This is a genomic window from Terrabacter sp. NPDC080008 (genome assembly GCF_040702505.1).
Lineage (GTDB): Bacteria > Actinomycetota > Actinomycetes > Actinomycetales > Dermatophilaceae > Terrabacter.
In genome coordinates this window covers 96,785-116,709 of sequence record NZ_JBFBLC010000006.1, presented here as the reverse complement: position 1 = coordinate 116,709, position 19,925 = coordinate 96,785, and the positions used below count along the sequence as shown (strand labels likewise).

Sequence of the window (19,925 nt, the reverse complement as noted above, 5' to 3'; positions counted from 1 at the left end):
CACTGGCTCCGGTGCAGGCCGGGCCTACCAGGAACCCGAGGACGACCCGCCGCCACCGCCGCCGGAGAAGCCGCCACCCCCGAAGCCCGACGAGCCCGACGAGCCCGGGGTGGAGGTGAAGGTTCCCGTCGACGTCGTCGAGAAGGACTCGACGCCGGAGGCGATGCTCGTGAAGTCCGGGAAGGCATTGCCGCTCCACACGTACCACGTCGGCATGAGCAGCGGCTGGTTCGCCGCCTCGGCTGCCCGGGCGACCTCCGCGAACGTGCGCGCCCACCGGTCCGCGACACCGAAGACGACGGCATACGGCAGGTAGCGGCTGAAGATGTTGGACGCCTCCTCGAAGGCGATCTGGCCGGCCTCCGCGGTGGTGAGGTACTCCTTGAACCCCAGCGACTGCGCCAGCACCGCCGAGCCCTCGGCCGTCTTCGCAGCCATCCGGCCGCCGAGGACCCACACGATGCCGCCGGCGAGCAGCAGCCCCACGCCCAGGGCCACTCCCCCGCTGAACCCGCCACCCAGGATGGCGCTGATCGCCGGGCGCCCGTAGAAGAGGAGCAGCCCGCCGAGCACCGCGATCACGATGCCGAGCGCCTGCCACACGCCGCGCTGCGCCTGCGGGGACGAGCGGAACCAGCCGCGCGTCACCACCTCCTGGTACATCTGGCGCTGGATGGACTTGAGCGTGGAGGCGAAGGTGTTCTTGAGCTCGGACAGCTGCACGACGTCGCCGCGGGTCGCGAAGATGCCGTCGAGCAGGCTCTGCTCGTAGGGCAGGAGCCGCTCGCCCGCCGGCGGGTCGAGCAGGGTCAGGGTCCAGTCCGTGCGGCTGAACATGCCGCCGGCCTCGTTCTCCTCGATGCGCAGGAACCCGCGCACCGCGAGGTCGATGACGGTGGCCGAGACGTCGATGGGGTTGGCGGTCTCGTCGACGATCGTGCCGACCATGCCGGGCTGGACGCCCTTCGGCGGCTGGAACTGCACCGCGACCGTCGGTGCGCCGCCGCGCACGGTGGCCGGGCCGCCGGCGCCGCCGGTCCCACCCGCGCCGGCCGGGGCGCCGCCGGTGGAGACCGGGGAGAGGCCGGGGGTCAGGTCGGCGTAGCGCTCGTCGCGACCGCGCGTCCACACCAGCGTGCCCATGACGGCGAGCGCGAGGACGGGCGCGCCGACCCCACCGATCCACGCGGCGGCGTTGACGGCCGGTGCGGCCTCCGAGCCGACCGACGAGCCCGCACCGCCGTTGCGCACGTCGGCGTGCACGTCACCGAAGGCAGAGGCGGGGTAGGAGGCGATGACGGTCATGGCGTCGCCCGACGCCAGGGGTCCGGCCGAGAAGCGGGACGGGTCGCCCGCGCTGCCCGAGCACTGGGTGGTGGATCCGGAGGGTCCGGCGTAGCAGAGCACCTTGGTGGCCGCAGCGGGCGCGTTGACGGTGACGGTGACCTTGTCACGCTCGGTCATCTCGTTGGTGCCGAAGACGTTGTAGTTGAGCTCGACCGTGTCGGCGGGCGTGGTGCCGGTGGCCGGCTTGCCGTCGGCGGTGATCGGGTTGAGGACGTTGTGCAGGGTGTAGGAGACCTTGTAGACCTGCGTGCCGCTGGTGTACGCGCTCGCCGAGCCGATGCGGATCTCCTTGGCGGCGCCGTTGTCGCTGACGCGGAACGTGTCGGGGGCCCCGCTGGGGCTGCTCACGGCGACGTCGGTCAGGTCGTAGTAGCGGTAGCGGTTCTCCTCGTTGTTCCAGCCCATCCGCACGACGACGTCGCGGAAGATGCCGTGCCGCTGCTCACCGCTCGGGAAGCGCCAGGTGATCGTCTCGGTGACCTTCATGCTGCCGTCGGGCTGCAGGTCGTACGCCGCGACGAACGACTGCATCCCCTCGCCCCCGGCCGCGCGGGCCGCCCCGGCCGGACCGACCAGCAGCAGCAGAAGACCGGTGAGCACCGCGAGGAGACCCCCCACCCGGCGGCTGCGCACCGCCCCGGGTCGGCTCGGCCGGCTGGGTCCGTCGGGTCCCGTCATCGCAGTGCCTCCACGTCATCGCTCCCTTGCATCCTGACACCGGACGTCGCAGGCGCGCGTGCGGTTCCGAGGCCCCGAGCACCGCCCGAGCTCGGTCCTGCAGGGCGCGTCAGCGGCGGCGGTTCGCTGCGGCCATGGCGCGCTCGGCCTCGCGGTTGTCCTGTCGTTCGCGCAGCGCGTGACGCTTGTCGTACTCCTTCTTGCCGGTCGCGATCGCGATCTCGACCTTGGCCCGGCCGTCCTTGAAGTACAGCGCGAGCGGGACGATGGTGCGCCCGCTCTCGCGCGTCTTCTGGGCGATCTTCTCGAGCTCGGCGCGGTGCAGGAGCAGCTTGCGCTTGCGGCGCGGGGCGTGGTTGTTCCACGTGCCGTTGAGGTACTCGGGGATGTGGACGTTCTCGAGGTAGAGCTCGTCTCCCGTGAACATCGCGAAGCCGTCCACGAGGGAGGCGCGGCCCATCCGCAGGGCCTTGACCTCGGTCCCGGAAAGCACGATGCCGGCCTCGAAGGTGTCGCCGATGAGGTAGTCGTGTCGGGCCTTGCGGTTGCTCGCGATGAGCGACCGCCCCTTCTCCTTGGCCACCGGACCATCCTTCCGACTCGGGTCCGCTGCGCGCTCGTGCGCACGGACCAGCTGCTGCGGGTGCGACCGCGGGCGCGGTCGGCCTCCCAACGCTACCCCGAAGAGGGGCGGGGCTCAGAGCCGGTTTCGGTTCGCCCCGGTCAGGGCACCGGGGCGATTCAGGCCGAACGCAGAGCAGCTCACAGCCACTTGCGCGGGTCGACCGGCGTGCCGTCCTCGTAGACGCCGAAGTGCAGGTGGCAGCCCGTGGAGTAGCCGGTGGTGCCGGAGTAGCCGATGAGCTGGCCGCGGTTCACGTGCCCGCCGAAGTCCACGATGCTCGTCAGGTGGTTGTAGGTGGTGACGAGGTCGACGCCCCGGTGGATACCGTGGTCGATGACGACCTGGTTGCCCCAGCCGCTCGCGCGCCAGCCGGCGCGGATGATGTCACCGGGCGCCGCGGCATACACGGGGGTGCCACACGGGATGCCCCAGTCAAGCCCGTCGTGCAGCATCCACTTCTGCAGGATCGGGTGCCAGCGCATGCCGAAGCCGGAGGTCGTCGGGCCGTTCGCCGGGTAGGTCAGGTAGTTCGACGGCGTCGAGTCGGTCGGCACGACCACGGGCGGCGGCGGCTTGGGGGTGTAGTGATGGCCCTGGGCTGCCGCCGCAGCCGCCTTGGCCCGCTCCGCACGGATCTTGGCCTGACGCTGCGCCTCGAGCTTGGCCCTGAGGGCGGCGACGCGCTTCTGCTCGGCGATGCGCGCCTGGCGGGCCCGCTCGACGAGGATGCCCTGCAGTCGCGCGGACTCGGCCTGCGCATCGGCGAGGTCGGCGGCCTCGCTCTTCTTCTGGGCGGCGAGGTCGGCTGCCGCCGCGGACTGCTGGGCCTTCAGCTGGTCGAGCTCGGTCTTGGCCGAGGCTGCGTTCTGCGCGGCGGTGACGGCGTTGTTCTTCGCGACGATCGCCTGGTTCTTGGCCTGGGTCGCGGCGGCGGCAGCGGCCTCGGCTCCCTGCAGGGCGATCTCCGCCTGGCGCTTCAGCTCGGCGATCTCACCGCGCACCGACGTCAGGTAGGAGCGGGTCGAGGTGTTGTCGACCGTCATCGCGGCGAGCTTGTCGATGGTGTCGCTCGCGACGGCGCTGGCGGTGTCGGCCATCACGAGGCGGTTGGCGAAGTCCTCGGGCGAGCTCGAGCCGAACACCATGCCGAGCTGCGACTCCTGGCCCGAGCCCTGGAAGACCTCGGCGGCATACGAGTCGAGGGCGTCCTGGCTGCTGACCAGGTCGGTGGAGCTCTTGGCCAGCTTCTCCTTGGCCCGCTGCTCGTTGGCCTGGGCGACGGCGAGCTTCTGCGCCACGTCGTCGTTGTGCGCACGCGCCTGCGCCTCTGCCGCGATGGCGCGGGCCTCGGTGTCCTCGGCAGCGGCCTGGGCGGCCTGCGCCCGCACCTGCGCCTGCTGGGCCGAGACGACCCGCTGCTGCGCGATCGGCAGGGCGGCGTTGGTGCGCTCGAGGTTGACGTAGGCACGGGCCAGTGCGGCGTTGGTGCCCTCGAGCTGCTGGCCGAGGGCGGCGATCTTCTGGTCGTTGCGCTTCTTCTGGTCAGAGACCGAGTCGGCGCGGGCACCGAGGGCGCTGCCCAGCGAGACGGTGCATGCCACGGCCAGCCCGGCGGCCGTCATCCTCGTCGCGGTGCTGTTACCGCTGAACCGCCACTTCTGCCACATAGGCTCCATTGGTACCACAGGTAACACCGATGTGGGCGTTTTCGTCAGGTCTGGCAGTGCACAGCATGCCGCGCCCGCGCGGGTGGCGGGCCGGAACGGCTGCGATCGAGCGGCCGGGAGCCGTCCTCAGACGCGCAGGTAGCGGCGCAGCGTCACCCACGAGGTGAGGGTCGCCAGCACCACGACGCCGAGGATGACGAACGGGGCGACGTAGTAGACGTCGGCGACACCGATGAACGCCGTGTCGGTCAGGGTCTGGCTCAGGAAGCCCACGACGCCGTAGCGCACGGTCGCCCAGAGCATCCCCATCGCCAGGACGGCGCCGAGCATGCTCGACAGGACGGTCTCCATCACGAACGGGAAGCGGATGGTGAAGTTCGAGGCCCCGACGAGGCGCATGATCCCCGTCTCGCGACGACGACTGAACGCGGTCTGCCGGATCGTGGTGGAGATGAGCATGACGGCCGCGAGCACCATGAGCGAGGAGAGCGCGATCGCCGCCCACGACACGGTGTTCATGAAGGTGAAGAACTTCTCGAGCAGCTTCTTCTGGTCCTGCACGTCAGCCACGCCCGGCATGCCCTTGATCGAGCTCGCCACGACGTCGAACTTGCTGGGGTCGCCGAGGTTCACCCGGTAGGAGTCGGCGAAGTACGACTCCCCCGCGCGCGCCAGGGGCGAGTTCTTGTAGGTCTGCTTGAAGCGGTCGTACGCCTCGTCGCGCGTCTCGTAGAAGACGTCCTTGACGGTGGGGCGCAGCGAGTCGAGCTCGGCCTTGATGGCCGCCCGCTGGGCGTCGGTCGTCGGCTCACCCGCGCAGTTGGTGTAGCGGGTCTTCTCGGCACAGAGCAGGACGGTGACCTGGACGCGGTCGTACCAGTAGTCCTTCATCGTGTCGACCTGCCGCTGGCCCATCAGGCCCAGGCCCAGCAGGTACATCGAGATCATCGTGACGATGACCACCGAGACGGCCATCGAGAGGTTGCGCCGGAGGCCGTTGCCGATCTCGCCGAGGAGGAACTGGATTCGCATGTCGTGTCTCGCTCCGTCTCGCGCTCAGCGGCTGCTCGTCTGGACGGCCTTGGACCGGCGGAAGAGCCCGCCCTTCGCCCGCGGCCCGTCGGCGTCACGGCCGATCGGCGGCAGCGCGTCGGGGTCGTCGGGGTCGTATGCCGCGGGGTCCCCGTCGTCGTAGCCGTCTGGGACCTCGGGTGCGTCGGCACGGCGGGGGGCCCCCGACTCCTCGTCGAGCCGGATGCGTGGGATGGAGCCGGTGGTGTAGTCGCCGGCCTCCATGTCGCTGATGAGCACGCCCTGGTCGAGGCGGATGACGCGCTTGCGCATCGCGTTGACCGTGACCGTGTCGTGCGTGGCCATGACGACGGTCGTGCCCGTGCGGTTGATCCGGTCGAGCAGCTGCACGATGCCGAGGCTCGTGTCGGGGTCGAGGTTGCCGGTGGGCTCGTCGGCGAGCAGGATCGGCGGCCGGTTGACGAAGGCGCGCGCGATGGCCACGCGTTGCTGCTCACCACCGGAGAGCTGGTGCGGCAGGCGCTTCTCCATGCCGGCGAGGCCGACGAGCTCGAGCGTCTCGGGGACGGTCTGGCGGATGCGGGCCCGGCTGCTGCCGAGGACCTGCAGGGCGTAGGCGACGTTCTGGAAGACCGTCTTGTTGGGCAGGAGCCGGAAGTCCTGGAAGACGCAGCCGATCTCGCGGCGCAGGGCCGGGACCTTGCGCTCGGGCAGGCGGTCGAGCTCGCGGCCGGCGACGAGCACCCGGCCGCTCGTCGCGTCCTGCTCCTTCATGACGAGCTGCATCATCGTCGACTTGCCGGAACCGGAGGTGCCGACGACGAACGCGAACTCGCCCCGCGGGATCTCGAGGCTGACGTCCTCGAGCGCCGGACGAGTCGTCCGAGGGTAGGTCTTCGTGACGTTCTCGAAGAGGATCATGCGTCGGGCCTCGACTCGTGCTGGGGACTGCTGCGGGGACTGCTGCCGTGGAGACGGCTGGTCTGCGAGGCTCGCCCGTGCGCGACCGCGGGTTGGACCGGATCTGCACGAGACGGCATACGCAGGCGCCTCCACGCGAGCGCTACGAGGCTACGTGCGCACCGCGCGATCTCCCGGGAAGGGCGCCCGCCCCGGCGTGGCGGCCCGTCAGTCCTGCTGGCGGTTCTGCGCGATCTGCCAGCGGATGCCGGCCTCGATGAAGCCGTCGATGTCGCCGTCGAAGACCGAGCTCGGGTTGCCGGTCTCGTAGTCGGTGCGCAGGTCCTTGACCATCTGGTACGGGTTGAGGACGTAGGAGCGCATCTGGTCGCCCCAGCTCGCCTTGACGTCGCCGGCCATCTCCTTCTTGACCGCGGCCTCTTCGGCCTTGCGCTGCAGGAGCAGTCGGGACTGCAGCACGCGCAGGGCGGCGGCACGGTTCTGGATCTGGCTCTTCTCGTTCTGCATCGAGACGACGATGCCGGTCGGGATGTGCGTCATGCGCACGGCCGAGTCGGTCGTGTTGACGCTCTGCCCGCCGGGGCCGCTCGAGCGGAAGACGTCGATCTTCAGCTCGTTCTCGGGGATGTCGATGGAGTCGTCGGACTCGATGAGCGGGATCACCTCGACGGCCGCGAAGCTCGTCTGGCGACGGCCCTGGTTGTCGAACGGGCTGATGCGCACGAGGCGGTGGGTGCCGCCCTCGACGGAGAGGTGGCCGTATGCGTACGGCACGTTGACCTCGAAGGTGGCCGACTTCAGGCCCGCCTCCTCGGCGTAGGAGGTGTCCATGACCTTCGTCGGGTAGCCGTGGCGCTCGGCCCAGCGCAGGTACATGCGCATGAGCATCTCGGCGAAGTCGGCGGCGTCGACGCCGCCGGCGCCGGCCCGGATCGTGACGACGGCCTCGCGCTCGTCGTACTCGCCGGAGAGCAGGGTGCGGACCTCGAGCTCGCCGACGTCCTTCTTCAGCTTGGCCAGGTCCCGCTCGGCCTCCTCGAGGGTCGCGGCGTCGTGCTCCTCCTGGCCCATCTCGACGAGCGTCTCGAGGTCCTCGATGCGGGCGTCCATGCCGAGGACGCGGTCGCGCTCGGAGTTGGCGCGGCTGAGGGCGCTCGTCACCTGCTGGGCGGCGTCGGGGTCGTCCCACAGGTCGGGGGCGGAGGCCTGCTCCTCGAGCTCCTTGATGGTGCGGGCGAGCTCGTCGAGGTTGGTGACCCCACGCACCGAGTCCATCGTCGCGCGCAGGTCCCTGATCTCTTGCGTGAAGTCAACAGCCACGATCGAACAGCCTACGGCAGCGCCGCACCGGGCCGCGCACGCGAACCCGGAGCCCGGCGCGGCTGCGCGACGCTGCCGGGCGGCTCAGAGGTTGCCCGCCATCCAGCGCAGGTCCTGCGCGCTCGGCCTGGTCATCATTGTGTTGGAGTTGGTCGTCGGGTACATCACGCTCTTGGTCGACGTCGAGTGCGGCAGACCGCCGCAGTGACCGAGCTCGTGGATCGCCATGTGCTCGCCGATGTTGAGGCCCGCGAAGGTCGGCGACAGGTGCACGGTGCAGCCCGTGATGACGGTGCCGCTCCTGACGAGGGTGGCGTCACCGACTGCACCGTCGACGGTCGAGTCCTCGGCCACCACGGTGATGTTGGCCCGGGTGGGATCGGTCGTCGTCACCACGCTCCAGCCGGACTTGCTCCACTCGGTGACGGCCTCGGCCACCTTGAAGGAGTTGGCGCCGCCCGTGGCGTCGTAGACGACGGCCTGGGTGGTCCAGTGGCCGGTGTACGGAGGGTTCGTGGCCGGTGCCGGCTTCGCCGGGACGGCCTTGGTGGTCGAAACGGGCTTGGCCGTCGGGGCGGGCTTTGCGGCCTCGGACGGCGACGCGGCCGCGATGGCGAGCCCGAGTGCTGCGAGGACGACGACGAGGGGTCGCTTCATGTGCCTTCTCCTGCTGTGGGGGGTGCGCCGGGGCTTGGGGGGCGGCTCCCGGCGTGCTGCGACGCCGGTGATGCAGCGGGTGGTGAGAGGCGTTTGGCGTCGTTTGCCCAAATTATCGGCTTGATGGCGTGATGCGCCCGTTTTGACGGTCTCTTGACTCGGCGAGGCGTCGCGCACGGGGTCTGCACCTCGGGTGGCGCGGACGCCCGGGCCGACACGTGCCGACACGTGCCGACATGACGAGGACCCGGTCCCTGTCAGGGCCGGGTCCTCCTCGGGAGATTCTGGGGACGCGAAGCGATCAGCAGTACGTCGCCCCGCCACCGCGCTTCCAGCTGCACGTGTCGACGGTCGAGCCGGAGGCGTTCTTGAGGTAGGCCGTGTCGCCGGTGTTGTTCCAGACGTACCAGGACTTGTTGTAGTAGCGGTGCGCCGCCGTGGCCGTGCCGCGGCCGGTGTGGACGGTCACCGTGGCGCCGGCCTTGAGGGTGAAGGACGGGAAGCGGTAGGTGTAGCCGGTCTTGTCACGCAGGGTCCACCCGGTGAGCACCCGGTTGCTCCGGGTCGTGTTCTTGATGACGACGTACTCGGCGTTCAGGCTGGCGTTGCTGCCGGTGTCGGGTCCCGGAGAGTCGTACTGGACCTTGTAGATCATGATGGCCGGCAGGGCCTGGGCGGAGCCGGCCGCCGCGACCGGCGCGACCAGGCCGAGTCCGAGGCCTGCTGCGGCCACGAGGGCCTTGGTGTCGAAGTGGTGCATCTTCTACCTGTCTGTCTGGTGGTCTGTCGTCTGGTGTCGTCTTGGCCTGTGCGACGCGGCCGGGAGCCGGCCGCGGCAAACGCGGGCGGCGGGCACGCGAGCGCCAGCGTGCGGCGCCGGCCTGGGACGCGCCACGCCACCGCGCATGGACGTGCTGCGGTGGCGTGGGCGCCGACACCGGAGGCTAGGGGCAAACAGGCCCCGGCGTGACCGTTTTGGGAATTTTGTGGTGTGCCTCAGCGCAGGGGCGCGCGGGCCCGGGAGGTGACCGTGATGGTGACGCTGCCACCGAGCGAGTCGAGGACCCACCCGGTCATGGGCAGGGTCGCCGTGCCCTGCACCGTCACCACCGCGGTGTCGCCCTCGGCGCCGGTGTCGGCAACCACCGACCACGAGGTGATGCCCGGTGGTCTGGGCGTGCGCGCCAGATGCGCCGAGGCCGCGCGCGCGACCGAGGCGTCGGTGAGCGCCAGCCGGTCGGTTACCCCGTTCTCGTAGGCGGAGGCCTCGTCGAGCGAGTCCGCGGCGTCCAGGGCTGCGGAGTCGGCGGTGTCGAGCAGGCGCATGCGAGCCAGCTGCGCGGCCGTCACGTCGACGGTGCCGAGCACGAGCAGGGCCACGAGGACGAACAACCCGAGTGCCAGGATGCCGATCTGCCCCTCCTCGGGCGCCTGCCCTGCTCCCAGCCGGGCGCGGAGCCGGCGCAGGCCGTGGACGCAGGAGACGGCATACGACGGGGTCATCGCGCCACGAACCGGTCGACCGACGCGACGTGCGTCGAGGAGATGGTGACCGAGGCGGCCACGTGCGCCGCGATGAAGTCGGGCACGAGGGGCAGCGCCACGGCGATCGTCGCGGTCGCAGTCACTGAACCGTCGGGACGCAGGCACGGCGAACCGTCGCACGTCACCCTCACGTCGGCGCCGCGCTCGAAGGCGAAGTCGGCAAAGGCCAGGGAGGCAGCCGCGCGGGCGCGCGCGAAGCCGTCGCCGTCGGACTGTGCGGTCACGAACGCCCTGCCGGCCTCGCGACCCGCCAGGGAGGCGGAGAAGGAAGCCGCCTGCAGCCGGGCGGCGATCAGCACGAGGTAGGTCAGCGGGAGCAGCAGCAGGATGCCGAGGAAGATGAACTCGAGGATCGCGCGGCCCTGCTCGATGCCGCCGCCGTGCCGAGCGTCATGCAGCCGCGCTGCCCGGGCCAGGAGTCGGTGAGGCAGCCTCATCCCCCACCACCCGCCACGACCTGCTCCTCGCTGAAGGCGCGGCCCGAGACCGTCAGCCGTCCCGAGGGGCCGATCACACCGATGAGCGGCAGCGGTGCCGACACGTGCACCTCGACCACCCGCACGCCGGAGGGCGTGACCGAGCGGACGGCCGTCACGTCGCGCGCGAAGGAGGCGCTCAGCGCCGAGGTCACGAGGGCACGGGTGCGCGCCGTGCCGTCGCCGGGGTCGGCGTCGGCGCGGGCCCCGTAGCGGGCCCCCTCCGACGCCGCGGAGATGAGGGTGTTGCGCACGTAGAGGGCCAGCCCGAGCTGGAAGACGCCCATCGCCACGACGAGGAGCAGGGCGGCGACCATCACGAACTCGGCGATGGCCGAGCCCCGCTCGACTCCCCCTACCCGGGGCGCCTCGCGTCCGAGGGTCCTGTCCTCACCTGCGAGCTCCCCACCGGGCGACGCGGTGGGATGCGGCGTCGTCGTCGCGCGGGTGGCGACCTGACGCAGGAGCGACTCGGGACGCAGGGCGGCCGTGGCCCACCCGCGGCGCGTCACGGGCCCTTGACGCTCGAGATCGCGTCGCTGAAGAGCTGCCCGAGCTGCGGGCCCGCAAGGGCGCAGAGCGCCGTCACGAGGCCGGCGGTCATGATCGTGATGAGGACCCAACCGGGCACGTCGCCCCGGTCGCGCGGCCCCTGGATGCGGCGCGTGACGCCGCCGACGAGTGCGGCTCGGGCCCGGGCGTGCCCGGTGATGATGTGGTTCATTCCTTGTCTCCCTGTCTTGGTGGTGCGGTGGTGATTCGGTGTTGCCGCTGTGATGAGCGGTGTCAGAGCTTGAGGTGGAGGAAGCTGAGGCCGGGGAAGAGCGCGAACAGCACGGTCACGGGCAGCGTCAGGAAGACGATGGGGACCATCATGTAGATCTCCTTCTTGCCGCCCTCCTCCATGAGGGCTCGACGGCCGTCCTCGCGGACGTCCTGCGCCTGGGCGCGCAGGACCTCGGCCAACGGGGTCCCGCGCTCGACGGCGACGACGATCCCGTCGACGAAACGGGTGAGGCTCATCAGCCCGGTCCTGTCGGCCAGCCCCTGCAGCGCCGTGGGCAGGTTGGCGCCCGCGCGCGCATCTGCGAGGCACCGGCGCAGCTCGTCGGAGAGCTCACCGCGTGAGAGGCGGCAGACCCGTTCGAGCGCGCCCACGGCGCCCTCTCCGGCGCTCACCGCAAGGGCGAGCAGCTCTGCGACGGTTGGGAACTCGGTCAGCATGCGCGCCTCTCGCCTTGAGGCGGCGCGACTCAGCGCGTAGTCGCGGACGGCGATTCCTCCCAGCACGCCGACCATCACCATGACGACGAGCACGGGGACCGGGAAGCGGCGCTGGGCCACGGCGACGAGGGCCGTGAAGGCGAGGCCCCCGAGCCCGCCGAGGGCGCCGGCCATGACCTGCTCGGCGCGGAAGGCCTCGACGTCGGCGGGACGCCCAGCACGCAGCTGCCGCCGTGCGACGGACGGGGCGCCCCCGAAGACGGCACCGACCCCGCGGCCGAGGTGGGCGACATACGGCGCGAAGAGCTCACCGAAACCGAAGGGGCCCCTCGGCGGAGCAGGTGGCGCGAGCAGCGTCGAGGGCCGCGGGGTGTCGCGCAGGTAGGGCACGAGACGGTCGTCGAGGGTCGGCCGGCGACGGGCCGGGACGCCCGCGACGACGAGTGCCAGGCCGGCGAGCAGCAGCACGCCTGCGCTGGCTCCGACCCATGACCACCCGGCGTCGAGCACCTGCGAAAGCGCGTTCATCGCAGCACCCGCTCTTCCTCGGGTAGGCGCCCGATCCAGACCATGGAGCGGTACGCCAGTGCACAGAGGGTGGCACCGACCGCGAGGACGACCCAGCCGGTGGGTGAGGAGTAGGCCGCCAGCGAGCTGCCGTTGAGCGCGAGCAGGCCGAGGATAACCCACGGGGCACCGGCCGCCAGGCGCGCGGCGTTGACCGTCCAGCTCTGTCGCGTCTCAAGCTCGGAACGGGTGCGCGCATCCTCGCGGAGGAAGGACGAGAGCGTCCGCAGCAGCCGTCCGAGGTCGCTGCCCCCGACCTCCCGGGCGATGCGCAGCGACTCCACGATGCGGTCGCCGACGGGGTCGCTGAGGCGCTCCTTCAGGCGGTCGAGGCAGTCGGAGAAGCGGCCGGTCGTCCGGTAGTCCTCGGCGAAGGCCTCGAACGCGGGCCGGAGCTCGAGCGGGCCCCGGACGGCGAGCTGGGACAGCGCCTCCGGCAGTGCCAGGCCGGCGCGTACGCCCGAGGTGATGTTGTCCACGACGTCGGGCCACAGGTCGCGCAGCTTGTTGCGCCGCTTGCGTGCCCGTGACCGCACGAGCGACAGCGGGAGGGCCTCGGCCATCAGTGCGAAGCAGAGGGCGATGGGCAGCACACGCGTCAGGGCGAGCACGAGCACGAGGGCCACGGCGAAGAGGACGAAGGAGCCGAGGATGACGTTGGCCGGAGTGACGGACGAGTAGCCGGCCTGCGTCAGGTGGTCACGCAGCTCGAGCATGAACCCGGGCCGGGCGCTTCGCTCGGACGCGGGCTGCTGAGGCCAGAACGACCAGTAGACGAAGAAGACGCCGACCCCGAAGATGAGGCCGACGAGCAGCGGCGAGATCACGAGTCGTCCCGGGCGAGCAGGGCGGTCACGTCGTAGCCGGCGCGCTCGAACGCCTCCCGGTGCGGTGGGAAGCCGTCGGCACGGCGCAGCACGCCGCCACGGGTCACGAAGAGGTCGGCGATCTCGATGACGTCCCCCTCGGCCCGGCCGGGGACAGCGACGATCTCGCGCACCCGCCGCTTGCCGTCCCGCTCGAGCGCGACGTGCACGACGAGGTCGACCGCCGCCGCCACCGTGGGCACGACGAACCGGCTTGAGACGTTCTCACCGGCGAGCAGCGGCAGGGTGCACATCTTCGTCACGGCCTCGCGGGCGCTGTTGGCGTGGACCGTGCACATGCCCGGCACCCCGCTGTTGAGGGCGATGAGCAGGTCGAGGCTCTCCTCCTGGCGCACCTCACCCACGATGATCCGGGAGGGCCGCATACGCAGGGCCTCCTTGACGAGGCGACGCAACGGCACCTCCCCGGTGCCCTCGAGGCTGGGCTGGCGGCACTGCATCGCGGCGACGTCGCGCTGCGGGATCTTGAGCTCGAACACCTCCTCGCAGGTGACGATGCGCTCGCGCGGCGGGATGGCGGCGGCCAGGCAGTTGAGCAGGGTCGTCTTGCCGGCCTGCGTGCCACCGGCGACGAGGACGTTCAGCCCGCTGGCGACGGCGGCCTCGAGGAAGGTCGCCGCCGCCCGCGGCATCGTGCCGAGACGGACCAGGTCGTCCAGGTGGTCGGCCTTGACCACGAACTTGCGGATGTTGACCTGCCAGTGGGCGCGGCTGATGTCGGGGATGACGACGTGCAGCCGCGACCCGTCGGCGAGGGTCGCGTCGACGAAGGGGCTGCTGAGGTCGACCCGGCGACCGCTCGTCCTCAGCATGCGCTCGACGAGGTCGCGCACGTCGTCGGCCGTGAGGATCGTCGGCGTCAGCTCCGCGATGCCGCCTCGTGCCACGAACACCTTCGATGGCTCGTTGATCCAGATCTCCTCGACGGCGGGGTCGTCGAAGTACTGCTGCAGTGGTCCGTAGCCGGCGACCACGGCCAGGATCGAGTGGACGGCCATCCGGGGATCACCCAAGGACGGCAGCCCGCCGTGGAGCGAGCGCTCGTCGTAGTCCTGCACGGCCTCCTGCACCAGGGACCGCACGGCCTTGGTGTCGCTCGACGGGTCGAGCCCGGAGCGTCGGATGAGCTCGCGGACCTCGCCCTCGACATGGCGCACCGCTTCCTGCGTCGACATACGTCTCCCCTGAAACCCCTGTGAGCTGCTTGCGGACATCCTGCCCGCACCGTCCGGTTCTGGCGCGTCCAAGCTAGGCCGAGTTTCGTTCTCACCGCCCGCGTCATCCACAGGCCCCGGATCCGGCGCCGGTCGCACGCACGCCGTGGACCGTGCGCACGGCCCTGACCGAACCCGACGCAACCCGTCGGCGCACCCTAGCGACGCCGTCGGCGTGAGCGTGCCGGCGCTCCACAGCTGTGCACGACACCCGCGTCACCGGGCCCGATCGCGGTCTCATGGTGCCTCACGACAGGAGGAACCGGTGCGCTTGACTCTTTCCGTGCTGGACCGCGGGGCGACCGACGGGCCGGTGCGTCACATCACCGTCGACGCCGCGACCGGCACGACGTTCGGTCGGGTGCGGGCTCGTTTCGCCGCCGCCGCGGGCGTGGCCGCGGAGGAGCTGCGGGTGGACGGGCGACTCGTCACGGACGACGACGTCCTCGGGCAGCCACCGCTACTGCGCGGTGCGCTCCTCGTCGCCGGTGCCCGCGACCAGGCGGTGCGGCCGTCCCGGGGTGCCGGCGCCGTGCAGCTGCGAGTCGTGGGCGGTGTCGGAGCCGGTCGCCTCGTCGTCCTGGGACGTGGCGAGCACGTGGTCGGGCGCGCCGCCTCCGCGCAGGTGCGGCTCGACGACCCGGGTGTGTCCCGGGCGCACGCGATCCTCACCGTCTCGTCCGACGGCGTGCACCTGCGCGACCTCGAGCCCACCAACCGCTCCTACGTCGACGGGTTGCCGCTGCCCACACCGGGGGCGTTCGTCACCGCCGGTCAGCACGTACGGGTGGGCTCGACGACGCTGGTGATCGGCCCCGCGCCCGTGCGGGCCGGCCACCACGAGGTCGTCGACGGCGAGGTCCGCATCCACCGCCGGCCCCGGTTCCGAGACGCCTCGGCCTGCCCGACGGTGGTCTTCCCGGAGACGCCCCGCCGGCCCGAGCACGGGCGCCTGCCACTGCTCGCGTCGCTCGCACCGCTGGCCCTCTCGGCGATCCTCGCCCTGGCGCTCTCCTCCCCCGCCCTGCTGCTCTTCGCGCTGATGTCCCCGCTGCTGCTCCTCGGGCAGTGGTGGAGCGACCGGCGTGCCGGGCGCACCTCCTACCGGCGCCAGCTCGTCGAGCACGCCTCCAAGCTCTCCCGAGCCCGGGCAGAGCTGGCGCAGGCTGCGCGCGCCGACGCGGAGAGGCGACGGCATGACCACCCGGACCTGGGGCAGGTCGAGGCGCTCGTGCGGCGGCGCGGCACCCGGCTCTGGGAGCGCCGGCCCGACGACAGCGACCACCTCGTGCTCCGCGTGGGCACCGCCACCCAGCCGGCCGAGGTCGCCACGGACGGCCCCGCCGACGAGCGCCCACAGGTCGAGGGCCTTCCCGCCCTCGTGGAACTCGGGAGGTCCGGGGTCGTCGGCATCGCCGGTCCCCGCACGCACGTGAGGTCGCTCGCGGCCGCGCTCGTGGTCCAGCTGGCCACCTGGCACACCCCCCGGACGCTGTCGGTGCACGTGCTCACGGACACGCCGGCGCGTACCCGCGACTGGGAGTGGGCCGCCCACCTGCCGCACGTCGCTGACCGCGTGGACCACACCGGTCGGGTCCACGGCGGCGCGGCCGCAGTCGCCGCGAGCGTGGCGTCCCTGCGCACCCTCGTCGAGAGCCGGCGCGACGCGCGAGAGGGCGGTGCTGCGAGTCACCGGCCCGCCGACGTCGTCGTGGTGCTCGACGGGGCCAGCGCGCTGCGCGCCGTGCCGGGCGTGGCGGAGCTGTTGCGCGACGGCCCGGGCGCCGGCGTGGCCCTGATCTGCATCGACACCGACGCCGTGTCCCTCCCCGCCGAGACCAGGGCCTCGCTGGAGATCGACGAGGCCGGCGTGGACGCGACCCTCCGCGAGGACGGCAGCACCCTGCGCGGCATCGTCCCCGACCTGCCCTCCGTCGGGTGGCTCGAGGCCGTGGCGCGGGCGATGGCGCCCTACGTGGACGCGACACCCGAACAGGGCGCGGGCGCCCTGGCCGACCGCTGCTCCTTCGTGGAGCTGCACCGGGCAACCGGGACCGACCCGACCCGCGCCGACAGCCTCGCCGAGAGCTGGAGCCGCAGCACCGGCCGGCCCGGCGCGCTCCTGGGGCTGGCGGTCGAGGCCCCCTGGCACGTCGACCTCGCTGCCGACGGCCCGCACGTCCTCGTGGGCGGCACCACCGGCTCGGGCAAGTCCGAGCTGTTGCAGACCCTCGTGACCGGACTCGCCGTCGCGAGTCCTCCGGAGGAGCTGGCCTTCGTGCTGGTCGACTACAAGGGCGGCTCCGCCTTCAGTGAGTGCGCCCGACTGCCCCACACCGTCGGCCTCGTCACTGACCTCGACGCCCACCTCACCGCCCGCGCCCTCACCTCCCTCGACGCGGAGATGAAGCGTCGCGAGCGCCTGCTCGCGCAGGCCGGCGCGCGCGACCTCGACGACTACCGCCGGGCCGCTGCCGTATGCCGTGAGCTGCCTCCACTAGCACGGCTCGTCATCGTCGTGGACGAGTTCAAGGCGCTCGCGGAGGAGTTCCCCGACTTCATCGACGGGCTGGTCCGGGTCGCGGCGCTCGGTCGGTCGCTGGGCCTGCACCTCGTGCTCGCGACGCAGCGACCGGCCGGCATCGTGTCCGCCGACATGCGCGCCAACCTCGCCCTCCGGATCGCCCTGCGCGTGCGCGACCGGACCGACAGCGACGACGTCGTCGACTCGGCGGACGCCGCTGCCCTCGATCCCCGCACGCCCGGCCGCGCCTGCCTCCGCAGCGGCGACCACGGTCTCCGCACGGTGCAGACCGCGTACCTCGGCGCGGAGCTGGCCCCCGTCGCCCCCGGTCACACCACCAGAGTCGTCGCCCGTGACCTGCTGGCTCCCCTTCCCGCCACCGGCGGCTCGATCGTCGAGGAAGCCGATCTCAGTGGCATCCTGGACGACGCCGCGCGCCCGGCCGAAGCCGAGGGTCGGGTCGTCACGCAGGACCGTGCCCGTGGAGGCAGCGTCGGGACCGCCCGGACGGAGCTGCACGCCGTCGTGGAGGCAGCTCGAGCCGCCGCCCGCGAGCAGCACATCGCCCCCGCGCCCCCGCCCTGGCTGCCCCCGCTGCCCGCACTGCTGACGACCGCCGAGCTCTCGACCAGCGTCTCGGATGCGGAGGTCGCCGAGGATCCGGGCGCCGCGCTCGGCCTCGTCGACCTGCCCCGTCGACAACGTCAGGAGCCCCTGGTGTGGAGGCCGGAGCTGGACGGCCATCTCGGCCTCGCCGGCGGCCCGCGCTCGGGTCGCAGCACGAGCGTCGTCACCGTCGCGCTGGCCCTCGCCAGTCGGTACACACCCGAAGAGCTGCACCTACACGTGCTGCAGGGTGTCCCCGGACCGGCGGCCGGCCTCGTCGAACTCCCGCACGTCGGGACCGTGGCGGACGCCACCGAGCCGACGCTGGTCCGGCGCCTGATCACACGGCTGCTCGGCCTGGTCGACGGCCAGGAGACGGGGCCGCGCACCGTCGTCGTGCTCGTCGACGGGTGGGAGTCCCTCGAGGAGGCGCTGACCTCCACCGACCACGGCAGCGGCATCGACGACCTCCTGCGCCTGCTACGTGACGGCCCGTCCGTCGGGATCCGTTTCGCCGTCGCCGGAGGACGCGCCCTGCTCTCGGGTCGCCTGCCCGGGCTCCTCCAGCGGCGACTGGTCCTCGCCATGCCCGACCCCCTGGACCTCACGCTCGCGGGGCTCTCCCCGGACCAGACCTCCACCCACCTGCCCCCCGGCCGCGCCGTCGACCTGGGCTCCGGCAACCACGTCCAGCTCGCCGTCCCCGGGACCGACGCATCACCGACGGCCACGAGCGCCGCGGTCACCAGCGCCGCGGTCACCAGTGCCGGCTCCCACGCCGACCCGGGACCTGTCGGGCAGGCAGCATCCGAGGGCACCGTGGCCCGGCGTCCCTGGCGGATCAGGCCGCTGCCGGCCCTCGTGGTCCTCGACGAGCTCGCCCCGGACCCCGACCGGCTCGTCCTGGGGGTCGGTGGTGACGAGGCCCGAGCTCTGGGTCTGACACTCTCGGCGGGACACCGGCGGTTCCTCGTCGCAGGGCCGGCCCGAACGGGTCGCTCCACCACCTTGGCGACGCTCGGCGAGCGACTCGTGCAGCACGGCCGGCACGTCGTGGCCGTCTGCCCGCGCCGGTCACCGCTGTCGGCCTGGGCCGAGGGCCGGACAGTGCCGGTGCTCGACCCGCGCGACGCCAGCGACCTGGTCGCGCTGCGGCGCGAGGACCCTGACCTCTGCCTGCTGGTCGACGACGTCGAGCTCGTCGACGGGGGCCCGGTGGAGGTGGCTCTCGTCGAGGCCACCCGGCTCGTCGACGCGACCGATGGCCTCATTGCAGTCTCGGCCGAGCTCAGTCGCGCGAACGGGGCGTTCCGCGGGCTGGTGCCCGAGGTCGCCCGCGACGGATGTGGCCTGGTCCTCGGTGCCACGGCGCCCTCCGACGGTGACGTGCTGGGTGTCCGCCTCGACCCTTCGACCGTTCGCCGCGCCGGTCGGGGGCATCTCGTGACCGACGGCCGGGTGCTCCCGACCCAGGTGGCTCGGGCCGAGTCGGGCCTCCTGCCACCTACTCACACCCGGTCCGGAGAGCTCGCCTGCACACCCCCGAGGTGAGGTCGCACGCCAGCCGCCGGGCCCGCCACCTCCCGTTCGCGGGCTCAGCGGATGCGCGTCGGCAGGTGCGTGCGCGGCGCCATGCGGGCACCGCGGCGCGGCCGGTGGTAGCCCGCGAGGCCGAGTAGCTGCTGCACCCGGTAGCGGTGGCCGCGATAGGGCTCCAGCAGCTCGGCGAGCCCGGCGTCGTCGACCGGCGTCCCGGTCAGCGCCCATCCGATGTCCTTCGCCACGTGGTAGTCGCCGAACGACACGGAGTCAGCGTCGCCCAGCGCGCGCTGCGCGACCTCGGCGGCCGTCCACACCCCGACCCCGGGCAGGGCCCGCAGGCGACGGTGCGCCTCACCCAAGGACACGCCGGCGCCCTCCTCGAGCCGGCCGGCATACCCCGCTGCCCGGACGACCGTCTGCGAACGGGCACCGTCGACCGAGGCCTGCAACCACGCCCACGACGGGATCGCCGCCCACCCGGTGGGCGTCGGCGGCGCCATCAGCCCCACGAAGGGGCCGGGAGCGGCAGTGCCGAACCGGCGGACCAGCCTCCGGTAGCCGGCGAACGCCTCCTGGCCCGTCACCTTCTGCTCGATCACTGCCGGGACGAGCGCATCGAGGACCAGGCCCGAGCGTGGGACCCGCCAGTGCGGGAAGCGCCGCCACGCCTGGGCGACGACCTCGTGGTGGGCGACGAAGCCGGAGGGGTCGTCGTGGGCCCCGAGCAGCGCCGGCACCGAGTCCAGCAGCCACAACGCGCCGGGGCCCCAGGCCTGCGCCCGCACCACGGACTCGCCGGGACGGCAGGACAGGTGCAGCGTGCCCACGCCCTCGGGCGTCTGCACTGCTCGGGTGACGGAGCCGTCGGCGGTGAACCGCGAGGTGGGGTCGCCGGAGCCGCGGCGGAAGACCCCGAGCTGGGCGCGCAGCACGATCTCGCGGTCGCTGCGCCACAGACGGGTCGACGGTTCGGGCACCACATCATCCTCGCCTACACTCGGCACCGTCGTCGGACGGCCCACCCACCGCCCGATGACCGCGACTCACACGCGCAGCCGGACCGCCCGCCGGACCGTGGCCTCCTGCCACTGTC

The 19,925-nt window shown here is 72.3% G+C and carries 17 protein-coding genes; 1 reads left to right on the top strand and 16 read right to left on the bottom strand.

Features of this window, described 5'->3' with window-relative positions; all coding sequences use genetic code 11:
• Positions 1 to 24 precede the first annotated feature (24 nt).
• From AB0316_RS16695 to AB0316_RS16625, 15 genes are all read right to left on the bottom strand, one after another.
• Complete coding sequence (locus tag AB0316_RS16695; protein WP_366274171.1) at positions 25 to 2,025, bottom strand: DUF2207 domain-containing protein; 2,001 nt, start codon at positions 2,023 to 2,025, stop codon at positions 25 to 27.
• 109 nt (positions 2,026 to 2,134) lie between these two features.
• Complete coding sequence (gene smpB / locus AB0316_RS16690; RefSeq protein WP_366274170.1) at positions 2,135 to 2,608, bottom strand: SsrA-binding protein SmpB; 474 nt, start codon at positions 2,606 to 2,608, stop codon at positions 2,135 to 2,137.
• A 179-nt stretch (positions 2,609 to 2,787) separates the two neighbouring features.
• Positions 2,788 to 4,272 carry a peptidoglycan DD-metalloendopeptidase family protein gene (locus AB0316_RS16685; RefSeq protein ID WP_366274169.1) on the bottom strand — a complete coding sequence of 495 codons (1,485 nt, stop codon included), beginning with the start codon at positions 4,270 to 4,272 and terminating at the stop codon, positions 2,788 to 2,790.
• A gap of 171 nt (positions 4,273 to 4,443) precedes the next feature.
• The gene (gene ftsX, locus AB0316_RS16680; RefSeq protein WP_366274168.1) at positions 4,444 to 5,349 is read right to left on the bottom strand and encodes a permease-like cell division protein FtsX; all 906 of its coding nucleotides are present in this window, start codon (positions 5,347 to 5,349) and stop codon (positions 4,444 to 4,446) included.
• 24 nt (positions 5,350 to 5,373) lie between these two features.
• On the bottom strand, positions 5,374 to 6,270 hold the full coding sequence (gene ftsE / locus AB0316_RS16675) for a cell division ATP-binding protein FtsE (RefSeq protein ID WP_366274167.1): 897 nt from the start codon (positions 6,268 to 6,270) through the stop codon (positions 5,374 to 5,376).
• Positions 6,271 to 6,477: 207 nt separating this feature from the next.
• Positions 6,478 to 7,590, bottom strand: a complete 1,113-nt coding sequence (prfB, locus tag AB0316_RS16670; protein WP_366274166.1) for a peptide chain release factor 2 — start codon at positions 7,588 to 7,590, stop codon at positions 6,478 to 6,480.
• An 84-nt stretch (positions 7,591 to 7,674) separates the two neighbouring features.
• The gene (locus tag AB0316_RS16665) at positions 7,675 to 8,247 is read right to left on the bottom strand and encodes a matrixin family metalloprotease (RefSeq protein WP_366274165.1); all 573 of its coding nucleotides are present in this window, start codon (positions 8,245 to 8,247) and stop codon (positions 7,675 to 7,677) included.
• A 301-nt stretch (positions 8,248 to 8,548) separates the two neighbouring features.
• Positions 8,549 to 9,007, bottom strand: a complete 459-nt coding sequence (locus AB0316_RS16660) for a lamin tail domain-containing protein (RefSeq protein WP_366274164.1) — start codon at positions 9,005 to 9,007, stop codon at positions 8,549 to 8,551.
• A 236-nt stretch (positions 9,008 to 9,243) separates the two neighbouring features.
• Entirely contained in the window at positions 9,244 to 9,750 is a 507-nt protein-coding gene (locus AB0316_RS16655) for a pilus assembly protein TadG-related protein (protein ID WP_366274163.1), read from the bottom strand.
• Complete coding sequence (locus AB0316_RS16650) at positions 9,747 to 10,229, bottom strand: pilus assembly protein (protein ID WP_366274162.1); 483 nt, start codon at positions 10,227 to 10,229, stop codon at positions 9,747 to 9,749. The genes AB0316_RS16655 and AB0316_RS16650 overlap by 4 nt, the downstream gene beginning before the upstream one ends.
• Entirely contained in the window at positions 10,226 to 10,780 is a 555-nt protein-coding gene (locus tag AB0316_RS16645; RefSeq protein ID WP_366274161.1) for a TadE/TadG family type IV pilus assembly protein, read from the bottom strand. The genes AB0316_RS16650 and AB0316_RS16645 overlap by 4 nt, the downstream gene beginning before the upstream one ends.
• Complete coding sequence (locus AB0316_RS16640) at positions 10,777 to 10,992, bottom strand: hypothetical protein (RefSeq protein ID WP_366274160.1); 216 nt, start codon at positions 10,990 to 10,992, stop codon at positions 10,777 to 10,779. The genes AB0316_RS16645 and AB0316_RS16640 overlap by 4 nt, the downstream gene beginning before the upstream one ends.
• A 62-nt stretch (positions 10,993 to 11,054) precedes the next feature.
• Positions 11,055 to 12,020, bottom strand: a complete 966-nt coding sequence (locus tag AB0316_RS16635) for a type II secretion system F family protein (RefSeq protein WP_366274159.1) — start codon at positions 12,018 to 12,020, stop codon at positions 11,055 to 11,057.
• Entirely contained in the window at positions 12,017 to 12,883 is an 867-nt protein-coding gene (locus AB0316_RS16630; RefSeq protein WP_366274368.1) for a type II secretion system F family protein, read from the bottom strand. Before AB0316_RS16630 ends, AB0316_RS16635 begins: the two co-directional genes overlap by 4 nt.
• Entirely contained in the window at positions 12,883 to 14,121 is a 1,239-nt protein-coding gene (locus tag AB0316_RS16625) for an ATPase, T2SS/T4P/T4SS family (RefSeq protein ID WP_366274158.1), read from the bottom strand. The genes AB0316_RS16630 and AB0316_RS16625 overlap by 1 nt, the downstream gene beginning before the upstream one ends.
• Before the next feature lie 304 nt (positions 14,122 to 14,425).
• On the opposite strand from AB0316_RS16625, the gene AB0316_RS16620 reads away from it, so the two are divergent.
• Positions 14,426 to 18,841, top strand: coding sequence for an FtsK/SpoIIIE domain-containing protein (locus tag AB0316_RS16620; protein WP_366274157.1), 4,416 nt, complete (start codon positions 14,426 to 14,428; stop codon positions 18,839 to 18,841).
• Positions 18,842 to 18,885: 44 nt separating this feature from the next.
• Here AB0316_RS16620 and AB0316_RS16615 read toward each other — a convergent pair whose 3' ends face one another.
• Positions 18,886 to 19,812 (bottom strand): DNA-3-methyladenine glycosylase 2 family protein, encoded by a 927-nt coding sequence (locus AB0316_RS16615; protein WP_366274156.1) that lies wholly within the window; start codon positions 19,810 to 19,812, stop codon positions 18,886 to 18,888.
• Positions 19,813 to 19,925: the final 113 nt, after the last annotated feature.